Annotated in this window: 24 protein-coding genes; 22 read left to right on the top strand and 2 right to left on the bottom strand. The window is 62.8% G+C overall.

Annotation, left to right across the window (positions count from 1 at the left end; genetic code table 11):
* Positions 1-60: 60 nt before the first annotated feature.
* The gene (gene radC, locus Q7V31_RS12200; RefSeq protein WP_304734714.1) at positions 61-756 is read right to left on the bottom strand and encodes a DNA repair protein RadC; all 696 of its coding nucleotides are present in this window, start codon (positions 754-756) and stop codon (positions 61-63) included.
* Positions 757-768: 12 nt separating this feature from the next.
* Entirely contained in the window at positions 769-1,590 is an 822-nt protein-coding gene (map, locus tag Q7V31_RS12195; protein ID WP_304734712.1) for a type I methionyl aminopeptidase, read from the bottom strand.
* 131 nt (positions 1,591-1,721) lie between these two features.
* On the opposite strand from map, the gene Q7V31_RS12190 reads away from it, so the two are divergent.
* From Q7V31_RS12190 to Q7V31_RS12090, 22 genes are all read left to right on the top strand, one after another.
* Positions 1,722-2,480: a molybdopterin-binding protein gene (locus Q7V31_RS12190; protein ID WP_304734707.1), complete on the top strand. Its 759-nt coding sequence runs from the start codon at positions 1,722-1,724 to the stop codon at positions 2,478-2,480.
* Between the two features lie 257 nt (positions 2,481-2,737).
* Entirely contained in the window at positions 2,738-2,989 is a 252-nt protein-coding gene (locus Q7V31_RS12185) for a hypothetical protein (RefSeq protein ID WP_304734704.1), read from the top strand.
* A gap of 342 nt (positions 2,990-3,331) precedes the next feature.
* On the top strand, positions 3,332-3,883 hold the full coding sequence (locus Q7V31_RS12180) for a hypothetical protein (RefSeq protein ID WP_304734702.1): 552 nt from the start codon (positions 3,332-3,334) through the stop codon (positions 3,881-3,883).
* 50 nt (positions 3,884-3,933) lie between these two features.
* A complete protein-coding gene (locus Q7V31_RS12175) occupies positions 3,934-6,465 on the top strand; it encodes a DNA-directed RNA polymerase (RefSeq protein ID WP_304734700.1) in 2,532 nt (843 codons plus the stop codon).
* Positions 6,466-6,497: 32 nt separating this feature from the next.
* Positions 6,498-6,719 carry a hypothetical protein gene (locus Q7V31_RS12170; RefSeq protein ID WP_304734698.1) on the top strand — a complete coding sequence of 74 codons (222 nt, stop codon included), beginning with the start codon at positions 6,498-6,500 and terminating at the stop codon, positions 6,717-6,719.
* A 43-nt stretch (positions 6,720-6,762) separates the two neighbouring features.
* Positions 6,763-6,933: a hypothetical protein gene (locus tag Q7V31_RS12165; RefSeq protein WP_304734696.1), complete on the top strand. Its 171-nt coding sequence runs from the start codon at positions 6,763-6,765 to the stop codon at positions 6,931-6,933.
* A 31-nt stretch (positions 6,934-6,964) separates the two neighbouring features.
* Positions 6,965-7,207, top strand: a complete 243-nt coding sequence (locus tag Q7V31_RS12160; RefSeq protein WP_304734693.1) for a hypothetical protein — start codon at positions 6,965-6,967, stop codon at positions 7,205-7,207.
* Entirely contained in the window at positions 7,204-7,587 is a 384-nt protein-coding gene (locus tag Q7V31_RS12155; protein ID WP_304734690.1) for a hypothetical protein, read from the top strand. Before Q7V31_RS12160 ends, Q7V31_RS12155 begins: the two co-directional genes overlap by 4 nt.
* Positions 7,584-7,838, top strand: a complete 255-nt coding sequence (locus Q7V31_RS12150) for a hypothetical protein (protein WP_304734687.1) — start codon at positions 7,584-7,586, stop codon at positions 7,836-7,838. The genes Q7V31_RS12155 and Q7V31_RS12150 overlap by 4 nt, the downstream gene beginning before the upstream one ends.
* A 170-nt stretch (positions 7,839-8,008) precedes the next feature.
* Positions 8,009-8,200 carry a hypothetical protein gene (locus Q7V31_RS12145; protein WP_304734685.1) on the top strand — a complete coding sequence of 64 codons (192 nt, stop codon included), beginning with the start codon at positions 8,009-8,011 and terminating at the stop codon, positions 8,198-8,200.
* Positions 8,200-8,343: a hypothetical protein gene (locus Q7V31_RS12140; RefSeq protein ID WP_304734684.1), complete on the top strand. Its 144-nt coding sequence runs from the start codon at positions 8,200-8,202 to the stop codon at positions 8,341-8,343. Before Q7V31_RS12145 ends, Q7V31_RS12140 begins: the two co-directional genes overlap by 1 nt.
* A gap of 14 nt (positions 8,344-8,357) precedes the next feature.
* Positions 8,358-9,095 (top strand): hypothetical protein, encoded by a 738-nt coding sequence (locus Q7V31_RS12135; protein ID WP_304734682.1) that lies wholly within the window; start codon positions 8,358-8,360, stop codon positions 9,093-9,095.
* Positions 9,067-9,531, top strand: coding sequence for a hypothetical protein (locus tag Q7V31_RS12130; RefSeq protein ID WP_304734679.1), 465 nt, complete (start codon positions 9,067-9,069; stop codon positions 9,529-9,531). Before Q7V31_RS12135 ends, Q7V31_RS12130 begins: the two co-directional genes overlap by 29 nt.
* Entirely contained in the window at positions 9,528-9,740 is a 213-nt protein-coding gene (locus Q7V31_RS12125; protein ID WP_304734677.1) for a hypothetical protein, read from the top strand. Before Q7V31_RS12130 ends, Q7V31_RS12125 begins: the two co-directional genes overlap by 4 nt.
* The gene (locus tag Q7V31_RS12120; RefSeq protein ID WP_370690659.1) at positions 9,661-10,185 is read left to right on the top strand and encodes an N-acetylmuramoyl-L-alanine amidase; all 525 of its coding nucleotides are present in this window, start codon (positions 9,661-9,663) and stop codon (positions 10,183-10,185) included. Before Q7V31_RS12125 ends, Q7V31_RS12120 begins: the two co-directional genes overlap by 80 nt.
* Before the next feature lie 104 nt (positions 10,186-10,289).
* Positions 10,290-10,622 carry a helix-turn-helix domain-containing protein gene (locus Q7V31_RS12115; RefSeq protein WP_304734672.1) on the top strand — a complete coding sequence of 111 codons (333 nt, stop codon included), beginning with the start codon at positions 10,290-10,292 and terminating at the stop codon, positions 10,620-10,622.
* The gene (locus tag Q7V31_RS12110; RefSeq protein WP_304734669.1) at positions 10,622-10,954 is read left to right on the top strand and encodes a hypothetical protein; all 333 of its coding nucleotides are present in this window, start codon (positions 10,622-10,624) and stop codon (positions 10,952-10,954) included. The genes Q7V31_RS12115 and Q7V31_RS12110 overlap by 1 nt, the downstream gene beginning before the upstream one ends.
* 184 nt (positions 10,955-11,138) lie before the next feature.
* A complete protein-coding gene (locus Q7V31_RS12105; RefSeq protein WP_304734667.1) occupies positions 11,139-12,590 on the top strand; it encodes a DnaB-like helicase C-terminal domain-containing protein in 1,452 nt (483 codons plus the stop codon).
* A 155-nt stretch (positions 12,591-12,745) separates the two neighbouring features.
* Positions 12,746-14,665 (top strand): DNA polymerase, encoded by a 1,920-nt coding sequence (locus tag Q7V31_RS12100; RefSeq protein WP_304734665.1) that lies wholly within the window; start codon positions 12,746-12,748, stop codon positions 14,663-14,665.
* Entirely contained in the window at positions 14,592-14,963 is a 372-nt protein-coding gene (locus Q7V31_RS17365; protein WP_370690658.1) for a GIY-YIG nuclease family protein, read from the top strand. Before Q7V31_RS12100 ends, Q7V31_RS17365 begins: the two co-directional genes overlap by 74 nt.
* A complete protein-coding gene (locus Q7V31_RS12095) occupies positions 14,960-15,796 on the top strand; it encodes a hypothetical protein (protein ID WP_304734663.1) in 837 nt (278 codons plus the stop codon). The genes Q7V31_RS17365 and Q7V31_RS12095 overlap by 4 nt, the downstream gene beginning before the upstream one ends.
* Positions 15,778-16,386, top strand: coding sequence for a deoxynucleotide monophosphate kinase (locus tag Q7V31_RS12090; protein ID WP_304734661.1), 609 nt, complete (start codon positions 15,778-15,780; stop codon positions 16,384-16,386). The genes Q7V31_RS12095 and Q7V31_RS12090 overlap by 19 nt, the downstream gene beginning before the upstream one ends.
* The last annotated feature ends 325 nt before the right edge of the window (positions 16,387-16,711 follow it).

Genomic DNA, 16,711 nt, shown 5'->3' with positions numbered 1-16,711 from the left:
GCACGGCGCGCAACCGAGCAAGTTTGCCCTCGGGGCCCGCTGCTGAACTTCGTCCGCGCTTCAGATCAATCCGAGCGAGCGGAAACTTGCGTGCCGGCCCTTGCCGACGACGAGGTGGTCGTGGACCTCGATGCCGAGCGGTTTGGCGGTGTCGACGATCCGTTTTGTCATTTCGATATCGGCGTTCGACGGCGTCGGATCGCCGCTCGGATGGTTGTGGACCAGGATCAGCGCCGAGGCGTTGAGGTCGAGGGCGCGTTTGACGACTTCGCGCGGATAGACCGGCGTGTGGTCGACCGTGCCCTTCTGCTGTACTTCGTCGGCGATCAGATGGTTCTTGCGGTCGAGAAAGAGGATGCGGAATTGTTCGACCGGATTGTGGGCCATGGCGGCGGCGCAATAATCGAGTAGCGCCGACCAGGAGCCGATGATATCCTTCTTCTTGATGTTCGCTTGCGCGAGGCGCAGGCCCGCTTCGCGCGCAAGGCGCAGCTCGGTGACGGCGCGGTCCTTGATGCCGCTGGTTTCGCGCAACCGCGCTTCCTCGGCGTTCAGCACTTCGGACAATCCGCCGAATTTGTCGATCAGTTCCTTGGCAAGCGGCTTCGTGTCCTTTTGCGGCACCGCGTTGAAGAGGATCATCTCCAGTACTTCGTAGTCAGCGAGACTCTCCGGCGCTTTCAGGAAGCGTTGGCGCAGGCGGTCGCGATGGCCGTGATAATGGGGTTTCGGCTTCTGTTCGGCGCGCGTCCCCATGCGGCCTGAAGCTCAGGCATAGGGCGGGCAATCGCGGCCCGCGGGCGATTTGGTGAAGATCTCGACGCCGGTCTCGGTGACGCCGATCGAATGTTCGAACTGCGCCGAGAGCGAGCGGTCGCGGGTGACCGCCGTCCAGCCATCGGAGAGGATTTTAACGCCCGGTTTTCCGGCGTTTATCATCGGTTCGACGGTGAAGAACATGCCGGGCTTCAAGGCCGCGCCCTGGCCGCGCTTGCCGTAATGCAGCACGTTCGGCATGTCGTGGAAGACGCGGCCGATGCCGTGGCCGCAGAATTCGCGCACCACCGAGCAGCGCTGGCCCTCGGCGAATTCCTGGATCGCGGCGCCGATGTCGCCCAGCGTGGCGCCAGGCTTCACCGCGGCGATGCCGCGCATCATCGCTTCATAGGTGACTTCAACGAGACGCTGCGCCTTGCGCGGCGCTTCGCCGGCGAAATACATGCGGTTGGTGTCGCCGTGCCAGCCGTCGACGATCAGCGTCACGTCGATATTGACCGCGTCGCCCTCGCGCAAAATGCGGTCGCCCGGAATGCCGTGGCAGACGACATGATTGATCGAGGTGCAGCAGGAATGGCGGTAGCCGCGATAGTTCAGCGTCGCCGGCAGGGCGCCGTGATCCATGCCGAATTCGAACACCAGCCTGTCGAGCGCCAGCGTGGTGACGCCGGGCTTCACTTCATCGGCCAGCATGTCGAGACATTCGGCGGCCAGCCGGCCGGCCTTGCGCATGCCGGCAAAGTCTTCGGCACCGTGAATCTTGATGCGGCCGCTATTGGCGGCGGGGCTTTCGGTGGCGTCCTGATAGGTCATCGGGTCTCGCGGTGTCGGCGGTTGATGGCCTAACATAGCCGTTGCGCGGGCCCGATCCTAGCCTTTGCGCCGATTTGATCGGTGGCGGGGCGGGGCGCTATCCTGCGGTTCCGCGATTTCGAGGAAGGCCCATGCCGAAAACCGTTACCGCCTGTGTGCTGCTGATCGGCGACGAGATCCTGTCGGGGCGGACGCGCGATTCCAATCTCGCCTATATCGCCAACCATTTGAACAAGATCGGCATTCAGGTGCGCGAGGCGCGGGTCATTCCCGATGTCGAGGAAACGATCGTGGCGGTGCTGAACGAGGTCCGGGCGCGCCACGACTATGTGTTCACGACCGGCGGCATCGGCCCGACCCATGACGACATCACGGCCGACGCGGTGGCCAAGGCTTTCGGCGTGGGGATCGATCATCATCCGGAGGCGGTGAAGATACTCGGCGAGCACTACAAGGCCACTGGCGGCGCGTTTACGGCCGCTCGCATGCGGATGGCGCGGCTTCCGGAAGGCGCGACGATGATCGACAATCCGCTCAGCAAGGCGCCCGGTTTCCAGATCGGCAATGTCTTCGTGATGGCCGGGGTGCCGATGGTGATGCAGGTGATGCTGGACAGCCTGACCGGCCGCCTGGAAGGCGGGGCGACGATGCGCAGCCTGACCGTGACGGGGCAGATCGGCGAGGGCACGATCGCCGAAAAACTGGGAGAATTGCAGGCCAAACACCCCGATATCGGCATCGGCAGCTATCCCTATTACCGGGGCCGGACCTTCGGCACCAGCATCGTCATGCGCGGCGTCGATTCGAACGCGCTGGAGGGCGTGGCGGCGGAAGTGGCGGCGCTGATGCGCGAATTCGGCGTCGAACCGCAGACCGGCGATCCCGCCTGAAGGCGGTCAAGGCCGCGGAATGGCAGGGTTTTTGTCGCTTCTCGGCAACAGGCCGCCAACATTACAAAAGTTTCAGCATTCCTGCGGGTTTCGGCGCGATACAATCGCATTCGAACCGGCTAGAATTTCCCCATGAAGGGTCTGCCGGGCTCGTCCGCGGGGCGAAGAACGGCGGAACGGGGGAAACAGGCCAGACGTCCAAACAAAGGCCTGGGAACGAGTTTTTAGGGTCAGGTTACCCGGAGGGAGAGAGAATTATGAAGAAGACCATCGGATTTGTGGGCCTGGTTGCCGGCGCGGCACTGATGCTGGCCGGCGCGGCTTCGGCGCTCGATTCCAGCTTCGACGCGCAGTCGAAGGCCGGAACGCATCAGTTCTATGTGTGGTGCACGGGCGGCGCGGACAGCGTCAAGACCGCCGACGGCGCCAACGCCAAGGAAGCCCAGGCGACGCTCGCCGCCAGCTCCGGCAACAATTGCTGGCCCGTCTGGCAGGGCCTTGCCGGCTAAGCCTTTCACGGCACACCGGAATTTCTATGGAGCGGCGGTCCTTGCGACCGCCGTTTTCCTTTTGCGCGAAGCCGCGCGAGAAGGCATAGCTTGAACGGCGGCGCGCGCCGCGGGGCCCCTTGGCGAAACTGGTATACGCAGCAGACTTAAAATCTGCTGCGCCGCTTTCCACAGGTGCATAAGACATCAAAAACGGCAGGAACCCTCGGCTTATCGCCGGGGGTTTTTGTTTGCCCTGACCTACTCACCCGTGCAGCGGATAACGCAGTGCCCGCCATATGTTGCGGTGTTGTTGCGGATTTAGGTTGCACCAAGACGTCATCAGAACGAAGGGAAGAACGAATGTCGAACAACAAGTCGGTCCCAATCGCCGCCCGCCTGACCGAACAGGCGCACCACCTCTACAGCGACGCCGAGCTATCGGCCCTCGCGCGCCCGGTACGCGACATCGTCATCGACCACGGCCGGCTCGTCGCGTTCTTCCGCTCGGACGCCGGCGCTGTGCTCGGCCGGGAAGGTGACAACCTCGGCCTCACGCCGGCGAACATGGCGATCCGCGCGATGCTCCGCCACGTCGCTGACGCCGCCGCTGCTGCCGCCGACAGGAAGAACGCCGCCGCCAACGCCGCCGCCAACGCCGCCGACAGGAAGGCCGAGGCCACCGCATCGACCCTGCGCCGGATCACCGACGCCGAGGCACACCGGATCGCCACCGAGTACGTCGAGGCGGTCAACCGTGTCACCCAGTGGCGGACTGCCTACACCGTCGAAGCCAAGCGGCGAATGGACGAGAAGATGACGCGCTACGCCTCGCTCCTCTCCCGACACAGCCTCGCCTATCTCGCCTACCCGCTCTTCAAAGAGCCTGTCTTCGGGTTCGATTTCGGCAACTGACAGCCGCCCTCCGAAGTTTCCCCTGAAAAATTAATTGGAAGGTTGCGAACATGGATCAAGTCCTGTTCGACCGACAGGTCGCGCTTGAAGAGAACATGGTGAGCCAAGGCGTCGAGGCGTATCGCTCCGCCATCGCCAAGGCCGAGCAGTCGAAGGACGTGAGCACCACGCCTCCGGTTGTCATGCTGATGAAGAAGTACATCGAGCCGCTGTCAGTGATGATCGCGGACTTCGTCACAACCACGATGGCGGCCAAGCGCGGCCGGCGCGCGGTCGCGGCCAAGTACCTGAACATGATCGAGCCGCAGGTCGCGGCCTTCATCGCGCTCAAGGTCACGCTTGGCGGGCAGGGCACACGCACTATGCTTGTTCAAGGCGTCGCCACGTCGGTCGCCAACCGCCTCGAAGACGAGGTGCGGTTCCGCGAGTTCGCCACGCAGTCGCCGCGTTTCTTCCGCTTCGTACAGGAGAAGGTAACGTCAAAGCACACCCGCCATCGACGGACTGCCATGAACAACGCCTTCAACAAGTCGGACGTTGTGTGGGAGGATTGGCCCAAGACGGACAAGGTTCATCTCGGCATGAAGCTGATTGAGATGGTGCAGTCGCTCGGGCTGGTCGAGGTGCGCAGTAAGACGGTGAGCAAGAACGACACGCGCCTGTATCTCGAACCGACAGAGGCGTTGTGCCAGTGGATCGAACAGATGCACGGCCGGTGTGAACTGCTGATGCCTGTCAAGCTGCCGTTCCTGATCCCTCCGAAGGACTGGACGTCACCGTTCACAGGCGCCTACCACACCGCCGCCCTCCGCCCGCTGTCGCTGGTGAAGACGACCAATCGGAACTACCTTCAGGAACTTTCCGAGCGTGTCGATGAGATGGAGAAGGTCTACACCACGGTCAACGCCATGCAGCGCACGCCGTGGAAGGTCAACGCTGATGTCCTCGCCACCGCCAACGAGGCGTGGGAGCGCGGCCTCACCATCTGCAAGCTTCCCGCGCGCGACAGCTACACGGTCCCGCCTTGCCCGCTGCCGCGCACGCTCGCTCGCGAGGACATGACCGAGGAGCAGGCCGCCACGCTCGCCGAGTGGAAGCGTGCAGCTACCAAGCTGCACGACGAGAACGCCCGCCTGCGTTCCCGCCGCGTTCAAACCGCCCGCACCTTGCAGACAGCTATGGGGTATGCGGACGAAGTCGCGCTGTTCTTCCCGTACCAGCTAGACTTCCGCTCGCGCATCTATGCCGTGCCGGCGTACCTCAACCCGCAGGGTAACGACCTGTCCAAGGCGCTGCTCACGTTCGCCGAGGGCGCCGCCATCACCGACGACGTGGCGGTCGGCTGGCTTGCGGTTCATGGTGCCAACACGTTCGGAGAGGACAAGGTCACACTGGACGAGCGTGTTCAGTGGGTGACGGACAACTCGGATCGCATCGAAGCCATCGCCGCCGACCCGTTCGCCGATCTGTGGTGGACAGAGGCAGACAGCCCGTGGTGCTTCCTCGCGTTCTGCTACGAGTGGGCAGCGCTACAGACCACAGGCTACGGATACGTCAGCCACCTCCCGGTCGCGATGGATGCCACCTGTTCCGGCATCCAGCATTTCTCTGCCATGCTCCGCGACGAGCACGGCGGTGCGGCCGTGAACCTGATACCCGGCGCCGGTCGTCAAGACATCTATCAGCAGGTAGCCAACAAGGTGTTGGAGAAGCTGCACCAAGACATCGCGGAAGGTGTCACCGAGGAGGATGTCAAGGCTGCCGTTGCGGCGGTCGCGGCAGGGAAGAAGCCTCCCGTTCCCGCGCATGTCCTCGCTGCCTTGTGGCTTGAGTTCGAGGGCGGCACCGTCTCACGCGGCGCGACTAAGCGCAGCGTCATGGTCCTTCCATACGGCGGCACGCTGTTCTCGTCCCGCTCGTTTGTCGAGGATTACATGCGCGAGAAGATTTACGAAGACGGCAGGGCGGATGTCTTCGGAGACGAACGCTCGTTCTCTGCTGCCATCTATCTGGCGAAGCACATCTGGTCCTCGATCTCCGACGTGGTGATCGGCGCCCGGTCGGTGATGAACTGGCTGCAAGGTGCTGCACGCGTGCTGGCCAAGGACGGCCGGCCCGTGTCGTGGGTTACGCCTGCCGGGTTCCCGGTCCTTCAGTCCTACTTCGAGAGCAAGGCCAACCGCGTCAAGACGCACTTCGGTGACACGCTGGTCTACCTGACGCTCCTCGAACAGACATCGAAGCTGGACGTGCGCGGGCAGGCGAACGGCATCAGCCCAAACTTCGTCCACGCCAACGACGCGGCCCACCTCTGCATCACGGTGGACCTTGCCATCAACAACGGCGTCAAGCACTTCGCCATGATCCACGATAGCTTCGGCACACATGCAGCGCACACCAACACGTTCGCCGCCTGTATCCGCGAAGCCTTCGTGGACATGTACGACGAGAACGACGTGCTTGAGAACTTCCGCGAGGAGGTGGGGCGGATGCTCGACATCGGCGCTGAGATCGCCGCCGTCCCGCCGCGTGGCTTGCTCGACTTGGAGCAGGTGAAGCACTCCGAGTTTTTTTTCTCCTGACCTAATCACCCGTGACACAGAAGGAACACCTGATGAAGGTAAGAACTGAAGGCGCGCGCCATGTGACCCTCCCTGACGTGGACGCCGTCACCGTTGAGGTGGCTGGCATGCGGCTGCAAATCACTGAGCGGCGGGGCTGTGCGTCCGTAACCATCATCGAGCCGTTCGGTGAGTGCCTGTCGATTATTCCGCAGGCGTCCAACGCTCTCCTCATCACCTCGGTCGATGCCTTCGGCGACAAGACACGCCTTTAGGTTGCACCAAGACAAGCACAGAACGCTCACGAAGGGACCGCCAATGAGCCGCAAGTCCGCCGTCGTCATCCGCATGGGCGCCGCTCACAACTCCGTCACCGTTGACGGCGTCGTGTTCGACCGTAGCACCATGACCCGCCCGGAGCAGCGCAAGCTGGCCCGCCTCGTCACTGCCGCCAAGGCAATCGAGTGGGGCACGCACGCCGCCACATGAAAATCCCCCGCCCATCCTGAAAGGAACGCCCGTGTATCAGCACGCTCTCCCGCTCTTAATCGTTGCCGGCCTGCTGTTTCTGCCGGCCGTGTTCGCTCTCTTCATGGGCGGTTACGTCCTGTCACTGATCGTCCGTGACGTCGCACTCGTCGTCCTTCAGGTCGGCGCGTTCCTAGCACTGCTCGTGTTCGCAGCAGTGTGTGGCCTGTCGCAGGCCGTCTTCAAGGCGCTCAAGGGCGTCCTTCCCTCATTCAGAAAGGCGCAGCGCCAATGAAGATGTCCTGTTGTCACCGCACTCCCTGCGAAGATCGCCGCCCGCGCGCCGCAGCCATCGCCCGCGAGGCGGCCCGCATCAGTGCGGCTCGTGTTGAGGCAGCACGCTGCGCCGACATCCCCTGCATCACGATCCAGACAACCACGTCCCGCGTGGTCGAAGAGGCTGTCGATGTGCAGGTGAAGTGCGTCATGCGCTACGCCGTCATTGCGCAGATCAAGACGACCCTCATGGCGAAGACGCATCGCAATGTCTCGGCCATGTTCATCTCCCGCCGTGGCGCTGAGGCGCACATCGGGCGCCTCATAGCCGCCAACCGCTCGTCCCACCGCTCGTACTTCCTGTACGACCTGTTGGAGAACAGGAAGGTCGAACAATGAACCGCGATCTCCTCCTCTCCACGCCGACACGCACCGCCGCGTCCCGCACCATGCAGGTCATTGACGGTGTGCAGGACTACCAGCCGCACGAGCAGATCGTCGCCCTCGCTGCGACGTTCCTCCTCCTCTGCGAGCGCTGGAACACAGACCCGCGTGACGCTCTCCGCATCACCGACCGCATCATCAATCACGCCGAAGGCAAGCGCCCCGAGTTCGCTGCCGTCCGCGACTACATGGAAGGTGAGCTATGAAGAACCACGTCCCCGTCTACGACAGCGTCAACCAGAACCGTCTTCTTGGCTACTTCCCGAAGGGGTTCCTGAGGTCCGTGAACAAGTCCGTCGCGTCGCTGTCTGGCACGCGCCTTGATCTCGCAGTGGCGCACCCGTGCTACGCGACGGTGTCCCACAGGGACGTCCCAATGTCGTCCCGTTCGATCGACATTACGCGCGTCTCCTTCGCGGTGGCAGTCCGCATTGACCCGGACGATTTCTGGAACGCTGAACGCATCCTCCACACGTCAGCACCTCTCGGCGATCTCGCGCGTATTCGTGAGTTCGAGCCTGTCACCTGCCGCGACGGTCGCTGCCACTGCCCGCGTGGGTGCCGCTAATGAATGACGCAGCACACCTCCCGCGCCACCTCCGCGACATGCTCGAAGAAGCCGACGAACTTGTTGCGGCCGGCGAGCGTGTCCCTGCCGACGTCCTCGCCGCGCTTGCGCACGAGGGCATCGACATCTCCAACATCTCCTGAACGAAAGAACAGACATGACCGAAAAGAAAAAGCTGCCGACGCTCACGTCGCCGCGCATGACGCTGAAGTGGCCGAAGCTGAACGAGCCTGACTACGGCTCGAAGGATTACCCGAAAGAGGACGGTGAGTTCTCGACCAAGGGTGTCCTCCGTCTCGGCTCGCCGGAGTGCGACGCGCTCCTGAAGGTGCTTCAGCCGCTCCATGACGAGGCTGTCTCGCTGGCCGAGCAAGCCTTCAAGGAACTGAAGGTTGACGTCCGCAAGAAGCTCGAAGCGAAGAACGGCAAGAAGGGCGTGCAGATCAACGCGCTCTACACCGCGATCTACGACAAGGAAACGGAAGAACCGACAGGCGATGTCGAGTTCAAGTTCGTCACCACCGCGTCCGGCGTCTACAAGAACGGCCCGAAGGCGGGCAAGCGCTGGAACCGTGAAGTCGCGATCTTCGACGCGAAGGGTATCGCGATGGCGAAGGCGCCCGACATTTGGGGCGGCACTGTCGCCAAGGTGTCCTACAAGGCGTCGCCCTACTTCATCGCAGGGACCGGCGCTGCCGGCCTCAAGCTGAACCTCGACGCTGTGCAGATCATCGACCTCGTGTCGAAGGGTTCGCGCGCCGCTTCGAGCTACGGCTTCGGTGAAGAGGACGGCGGGTATGAGTATGACCCGTCCGACGACAGCACCGACGACGCGTCCGGTGACGGCGAGCAGGCAGGCGAGCAGCGTGCAGCGCCCGGCGAAACGGACTTCTGATCCAAGGCAACGTGCGAAGGCGGCGGGGTATCGAAGCGGACTTGAAGAAGTCACCGCTCAAGACCTCACCGCCTCCGGCGCTGCCTTCGAGTTCGAGACGTTCAAGGTCGCCTACACCGTGCCTGAGCGCCGTGCGAAATACACGCCAGACTTCCTGCTCCTGTTCAACGGCATCATCGTTGAGACGAAGGGGCGGTTCGTTACGGCCGACCGGCAGAAGCACATCCTCCTGAAGGAACAGCACCCCGACATCGACATTCGCTTCGTGTTCTCAAACCCGTCCGAGAAAATCTCCAAGACGAGCAAGACGACTTACGCAATGTGGTGTCAGAAGCACGGCTTCAAATTCGCGCGCAAACGTATTCCCCCTGAGTGGCTGGCCGAACCGCCTGAACCGCGACGCTTCGCCGCCATCGAGAAAGCAAAATCAAAATGAACACCTTCATCCGCCGCCTTCGCATTGCGCTTGGGCTGACCGCGCTCGCTCTCCTCCTCCCGCCCGCGTACTTGGCTGACGCTGCCAAGACCATCTTCACGGAAGCTGTGTTCTTCTTCCGCGAAGTCGGTGAAGGCGTCCGCCGTGACCACCGCCGCGCGCGTCTTGTCGTGCGTGAAGTCGTCGGCCTCACGAAGGCGCAGTGGTAGTATTGTGCTGAAGCCTGAGAACGTCACACACATTGTCGTTCACTGCTCGTACACACCTCCGAGCATGGACGTTGACGTCCGCACCATCGACAGGTGGCACCGCGTGCGTGGCTGGCTGATGGTGGGATACCACCTCGTCATCCGCCGCGACGGAACAGCAGAGAACGGCCGCCCACTGAACATGGTTGGCGCGCACGTCTCCGGTTACAACAACAGGTCGGTCGGTGTCTGTCTGGTAGGTGGCATGAAGGAAGGCACTGCCGGCGCACACCCGGTCGATGAAACCAACTTCACGCCCGAGCAGTACACGACGCTCGCCATCGTGGTCCGCACGCTCAAGGACAAGTTTCCGAACGCTGTCGTCGTGGGGCACAACGATCTCACGCGCACCAAGACCTGTCCGACCTTCGACGTGAAGGCGTGGGCCGCGTCGCTCAACCTTTAGGTTGCACCAAGACAACACCTGAACGCCCTCGTCCTGCTCCGGCAGGCGGGGGCACCTTTTCGTTTTTCAACGAGCGCGACAACTGCGCAGAAGGAACACCCGCCATGTCGATCCAACATCACTCGCACTCCTGTGATTACCGCTACACGCAGGCGCTTGCGAAGAGTGCCGCCAACGCCGCCGCCACCGCCGCCGCTGAGGCCACTGCGAAGCGTCGTGAAAAGCTCACGCGTCAGGCACGCCTCGTGCTCCGCTCGCTTGAGGCCGGCCGCGCCACCACACGCGTCACCGCCATGCACTATGGCGTGATGAACCTGACCGCCCGCATCAGCGAACTCCGCAACGCAGGCTACGACGTCGTTTGCACGATCCACCGCGACGTGGCCGGGAACAAGTACGGCGAGTTCAAGCTCGCGCCGACCGTGGCGGCACGCTGATGGGCGGGCAGATCATCACGGACGAACTGTTCGTACAGCTTCCGCCCCCTGTCATTCGCAACCGCCCGCACCCGGACGGCAACCGCCGCACCCGGCGCGTTGCGGCGTCCAAGGCGCGTCACGCCGCACCCGGCGCACTGGACGCACACAACGATCGCCTTGCCGATGCGGCGATCGAACGCGACCACCTCGAACAGCTTCACCCAACCAAGGGGAACCGCATGCGCAGCTTCAAGGCGCTGACAGCCGACGCCGGCGTCATCAGCCTCCGGGGCATGTGGGCGCTGTTCGCCTCCAACGGCCTCGCCAGTGTCACACGATCACGACACTGAGGCCACCTACCTCCACAAAGAGCCGTGCCCGGAGTGCGGTAGCCGCAACAACCTTGCGCGCTACTCGGACGGGCACGGCTGGTGCTTTGGATGCGGACACTATCAGCCCGCTGAGGGAGGACGCCCAGTCACGCACAAGGAACGATCACCGATGTCGCAAGACTTGATACAAGGCGGGACAGCTATGCGTCTCGCCTCCCGCTGCATCGACGAAGAGACGTGCCGCAAATGGGACTACCGCCAAGGCGACCACATGGGGCAGGGCGTGCAGATCGCGAACTACCGCGACACGTCCGGCACCCTCGTCGCGCAGAAGGTGCGCTTCAAGGACAAGAGCTTCGCCATACGTGGCGACATAAAGGCTGCCGGTCTGTACGGCCAACACCTGTGGCGCGATGGCGGCCGACGCGTCGTCATCACTGAGGGCGAGATCGACGCGCTCTCCGTGTCGCAGGTGCAGGGCAACAAGTGGCCTGTCGTCTCCATACCACTGGGCGCTAACAACGCCCGCAAGTCCCTCGCCGCGCAGCTTGAGTGGCTGTCAGGCTTCGAGGAAGTCGTCCTCCTGTTTGACGAGGACGATGCCGGCCGCGCCGCCACGATGGATTGCTTCACGCTTTTCAAGCCGGGGCAGTGCAAGGTCGCGAAGCTTCCTCTGAAGGACGCGAACGAGATGCTGAAGGCGGGCCGCGCCGACGAACTGCGCGCCGCCATCTTCGAGGCCAAGACGCTCCGCCCGGACGGGATTGTAACGATCTCGGACATCCGCGACCGCGTCCTCGCGGCGCCTGTTGAGGGCTTCCCGTGGTGGCACGAAGGGCTGAACGAAGTCACATACGGCCGCCGCCCCGGCGAGGCATACGCGCTAGGCGCCGGCACCGGCGTCGGCAAGACCGACTTCATCACGCAGCAGGTTGAATACGACATCAACACGCTCGGTCAGAAGGTTGCCGTGTTCTTCCTCGAACAGCAGCCGGAGGAGACTGCGAAGCGTGTGTGCGGAAAATTCGCGGGCAAGCGCTTCCACATACCTGCACGCTTCGGCGGGTGGGAGCAGGAGGAACTTGTCGCGGCGCTCGACCTGATCGACGCCGAGCCGCGTCTGCACATGTACGACCACTTCGGTTCCGCCGAGTGGGACAAGATTGCCGATCGCATCCGCTTCCTGTTCCACACCGAAGGCATCGTCATCTACTACCTCGACCATCTCACCGCGCTCGCCACAGGCGGGAACGTCGGCAGCGAGAAGGACGAGCTTGAGCGGATCATGGCCGAGATAGGATCACTGGTCAAAGAACTGAACATCATCCTCATCTTCGTCAGTCATCTGACGACGGCGGACGGCGTCCCTCACGAAGAGGGCGGCCGTGTCACCATCAGGAACTTCAAAGGTTCCCGCGCTATCGGGTTCTGGTCGCACTACATGATCGGACTTGAGCGTGACCAGCAGGCTGAAGACCCGCGCATCCAGCAGACGACAACACTCCGTGTGCTGAAGGACCGCTACACCGGACAGGCAACAGGCAAGTGCTTCTTCCTCGGCTACGAGGTTGACACAGGCCGTCTCTATCCAACCGACGACCCGTCAAAAGAACCTCCGGCCTTCGGCAACGAAACCGACAGCACGGACTTCTGACCGCTACACCCTCCCGCGAGTAGGCGCGCTGCGCTGGCTTTCGCTGCGTCCCTGAACATTCGCTTCGGCTGAGTGTCTGAGGAAGCGCGCCCGTGCGCGCGCAGCCCTCGCGGGAGGGACAAGCGGTCTAACCAGCTACTCCAATGAGAGGGCGTATGAGCCGCTATTACTTCGACAGCGAAACCAACGGGCTTCTTGAAAGCCTTACCAAAATCCATTCACTCGTTCTGCGTGACCTTGACACCAACGTGGTGTTCTCGTGCCACGACAATGCCGAACACGGCAACCCGCGCGCCAAGGAAGGCGTGCTTGTTCACATGTCGATCGCACAGGGACTTGAACTTCTAGCTGCCGCCGACGAAGTCGTTGGGCAGAACATCATCAAGTACGACATTCCCGCGATCACGAAGGTCTACCCGAACTGGCGCCTGCCGGCTCACTGCAAGATCGTGGACACGCTTGTCATGTCCCGCGTCATCTGGCCCGCGCTTCGCGACGACGACATCAACAACCGCCGCCGCCGCCCAAACTTCCCCGGCAACATGTACGGCCGGCACTCACTGGAAGCGTGGGGCCTGCGTCTCGGTTTTCCGAAAGACGACTACAAGGCGCGCTGCAAGGAACTTGGTATTGATCCGTGGGCTGAGTGGAACCCGATGATGCAGGCGTACTGTGAGCAGGACGTCGCCGTCACCGCCCGCTTCCACGAGGTGTGTCTCTCAAAGAACTATGACCCACGCGCTCTGGACTTGGAGCACAGGTTTCAACACGTCATTCTCAAGATGGAGAACGCGGGCTTCCCGTTCGATGTCGCGGCCGGCGAGCGCCTGTACAATGTCCTCGCGTCACGCCGCGACGAGATTGAGAAGGAACTCCTCGTCGCGTTCGCGCCGTGGTGGACAGCCCTAGAGCTTGTCTCCCCGAAGAAGACGCTCAACTACAAGGACGTAACGCGCGCCAGTACCGTCGAAGGCTGCAACTACACACGCGTCACGCTCACGCAATTCAACGTGAACTCTCGCGACCACGTATCGAACAGGCTCATCGCCCTGCACGGGTGGGAACCTGAGGAGTTCACGAAGGACGGCAAGCCGACCATCGACGACGAAATCCTGAGCGAACTGGAATACCCGGAAGCGAAGCTGTTGGCGGAAGCCTTCATGCTTCAGAAGCGCATCGGCCAGCTTGCCGAGGGCAACGGTGCGTGGCTCAAGCTAGTGCGCGGCGGCCGCATCCACGGCGAAGTAAACACCAACGGCGCTGTCACAGGACGCTGCACACACAGTAAGCCGAACATCGGGCAGGTGCCTGCTGTCGGCAAGCCTTACGGCGCTGAATGTCGCGCGCTGTTCACTGCCATCAAGGGGTTCCGCCTTGTAGGCGCCGACGCTGCTGGCCTAGAGCTTCGCATGCTGGCGCATTACATGGCCCGCTACGATGACGGCGCCTACCGCGACGCGCTCCTCCACGGTGACATCCACTGGGTGAACGCCATCGCGCTCGGCCTCGTTCCCGCAGGTACGGTGTTCGACGATCACAACGAGCATCACCTGCGCGCCCGTAACAACATCGCAAAGCGCTTCATCTACGCCTACCTCTACGGCGCTGGTGACGCGAAGATCGGCAGTATCGTCGGCGGTGGTGCGGCAGCAGGCAAGAAGCTCAAGGCAAAGTTCCTCGCGACCTTGCCCGCCCTCAAGTACCTGAAGGACGCGATCGACAAAGCCGTCGATGCTCGCGGATACCTCACTGGGTTGGACGGACGACGCATCCCGGTACGCTCCAAGCATGCGGCGCTCAACGCCCTGCTGCAAGGCGCCGGCGCTGTCGTGGTCAAGCTTGCGACGGTCCTGTTCGACGACGCACTCGCGGCGGCTGGACTACTGTGGACCCGCGACTTCGCGATGGTCGCTCACGTTCACGACGAGTTTCAAACGCTCGCCCGTGACGAGATCGCTGAGACTGTCGGCGCCATTGCCGTTAAGTCCTTCCAACTGGCCGGTGAAGTCCTCGCCCTCCGGTGTCCAATCGACGGCGCGTACAAGTGCGGCGACAACTGGGAACAGACCCATTAGCGCCGGCTTCGTCTACGTCATCACGAACCGTGCTTGGCCTGAGTGGGTCAAGTGCGGCCACGCCATCAGCGCTGACAAGCGCCTCGCACGTTACCAGACGTACTCTCCCATGCGCGACTTCGTACTGGTCGCGTCTGTTCCGTTCACGAACAGCCGGGCAGGGGAGTTTGAGTGCCATCTTGAACTTGCCCGCCGCGCTCACGAGCGTAGGGGCGAGTGGTTCCGAATGAACGCGCAGGCCGCCGCGCGGGTTATCACCCGTGTAGGCCGCCGCGTAGAAAGCCAGAAGGAAATATGAGGACAGTTCTAATCGACGGCGACATCGCGGCGTTCCGCATTGCGGTTGCCGCCGAGCGCGCAGTGAAGTGGAATGACAACCTGTGGACGCTTCACGCCGAGGAACAGCCGGCCATTGCGCGCCTGCACGACAACATCGCCTTCATTGTGAACGCGTGTGACGCCGACGCTGCAATCGTCGCGCTGACAGACACGGAGAACTTCAGGTACGGCATCCTCCCGACGTACAAGGGCAACCGCAAGGATGTCCGCAAGCCCATGCTTCTTCCAACGCTCCGTCAGGTGCTCATCGACGACTACTCCGCGATGGTACGCCCCGGCCTTGAGGGTGACGACATCCTCGGCATCGTCTCCACGAGCAGTGTCATCTGCAAGGGTGAGCGGATCATCTGGTCGCTCGACAAGGACATGTACACAATCCCCGGACTGTTCTGCCGCTCCGTCACAGAGAACGGCAAGGCGATCATCACTGACGTCTCCGAAGCTGACGCGGACAGGTTCCACCTGTTCCAGACACTCACGGGCGATGCCACTGACGGTTACTCCGGGTGTCCCGGTGTCGGCCCCAAGGCTGCGAATGAAATCCTTGACGAGCCGCTGCTCTACGAGCCGTTCGAGAAGACGATCACGCGCGGCAAGAACAAGGGCACCACGCAGACTGTGTGGGAACCGACGCGCGCCTGCTCGACGTGGGAGGCTGTCGTCAGTCAGTACCGACGCGCCGGCCTTAGCGAAGGCGTCGCCCTTCAGAACGCCCGCGTCGCCCGCATCCTGCGCGCCGCAGACTACAACTTCAAGAAGAAGGAACCTATTCTGTGGAACCCGCCAGCCTGAGCTACGACCGCCTCATCGCAATCCACGCGCCCGCAGGGAGCGGTAAGTCTGAAGTAGCGAACCACCTCATCACGACACACGGGTTCACCCGCGTGAAGTTCGCCGGTGCGCTGAAGGACATGATCCGTATTCTGATGATTGCGCGTGGGTGTCCGATCGACCTGCTTCCTCAGTACCTCGAAGGCACCCTGAAGGACGTCCCGACGGATTACCTCGACGGTTCCTCGCCCCGCCGCGCGATGCAGACGCTCGGCACGGAGTGGGGCCGCGCCATCATGGGCTACGACTTCTGGCTGAACAGCGCAGTCGGTGAAGCGACCCGCCTTCTTGGTCAGGGCCGACGCGTCGTCATCGACGACATGCGGTTTATGAACGAGTACCACGCTGTCCGCACCATCGGCGGCCAAGTCTGGACGGTCAACCGCAGCGCCGGCCCGCAGGCCCTCGTTCAGGCGCACGCCTCGGAAGGAGCGCTCCCGCCCGATCTCGCTGACATTGTCATCCCGAACAACTTCGACCTGAAGTGTCTCCGGGCTGAGGTGGACGCGGCCCTCGACGGTGCCGGGTTCCCCATCGAGCGGCGCCTGTGATCCGGTACGGGCGCCCGCCTGTTGCCGACGATGAGGAAGCGGACGACGCGCTTCCTCTCGCCACCGCCGCGATGGGCAGTGTCATGCAACTCATCGAGCATACGAAACCACGCCGCGCGCCTAAGAAGCACCCGATTGGGTTCTTCAAGGGCGGGCAGCCGTTCACCTCAAAGGGCATTTAGGTTGCACCTATGCAGCAATTCAGATGACTGACCGCTTGCCGACCATTCCCAAGCACCTCCTGACTGCCCTCGAAGGGCGGTTTCCCCCACTCGCTGTGACGTCTTCGATGACGCACGCTGAGATCATGTACGCGGCCGGCGAG

It is taken from the genome of Parvibaculum sp. (assembly GCF_030651915.1).
Taxonomy (GTDB): Bacteria; Pseudomonadota; Alphaproteobacteria; order Parvibaculales; family Parvibaculaceae; genus Parvibaculum.
Note: the sequence above shows the minus strand (reverse complement) of the source record. Positions and strands in the feature narration are given on the sequence as shown.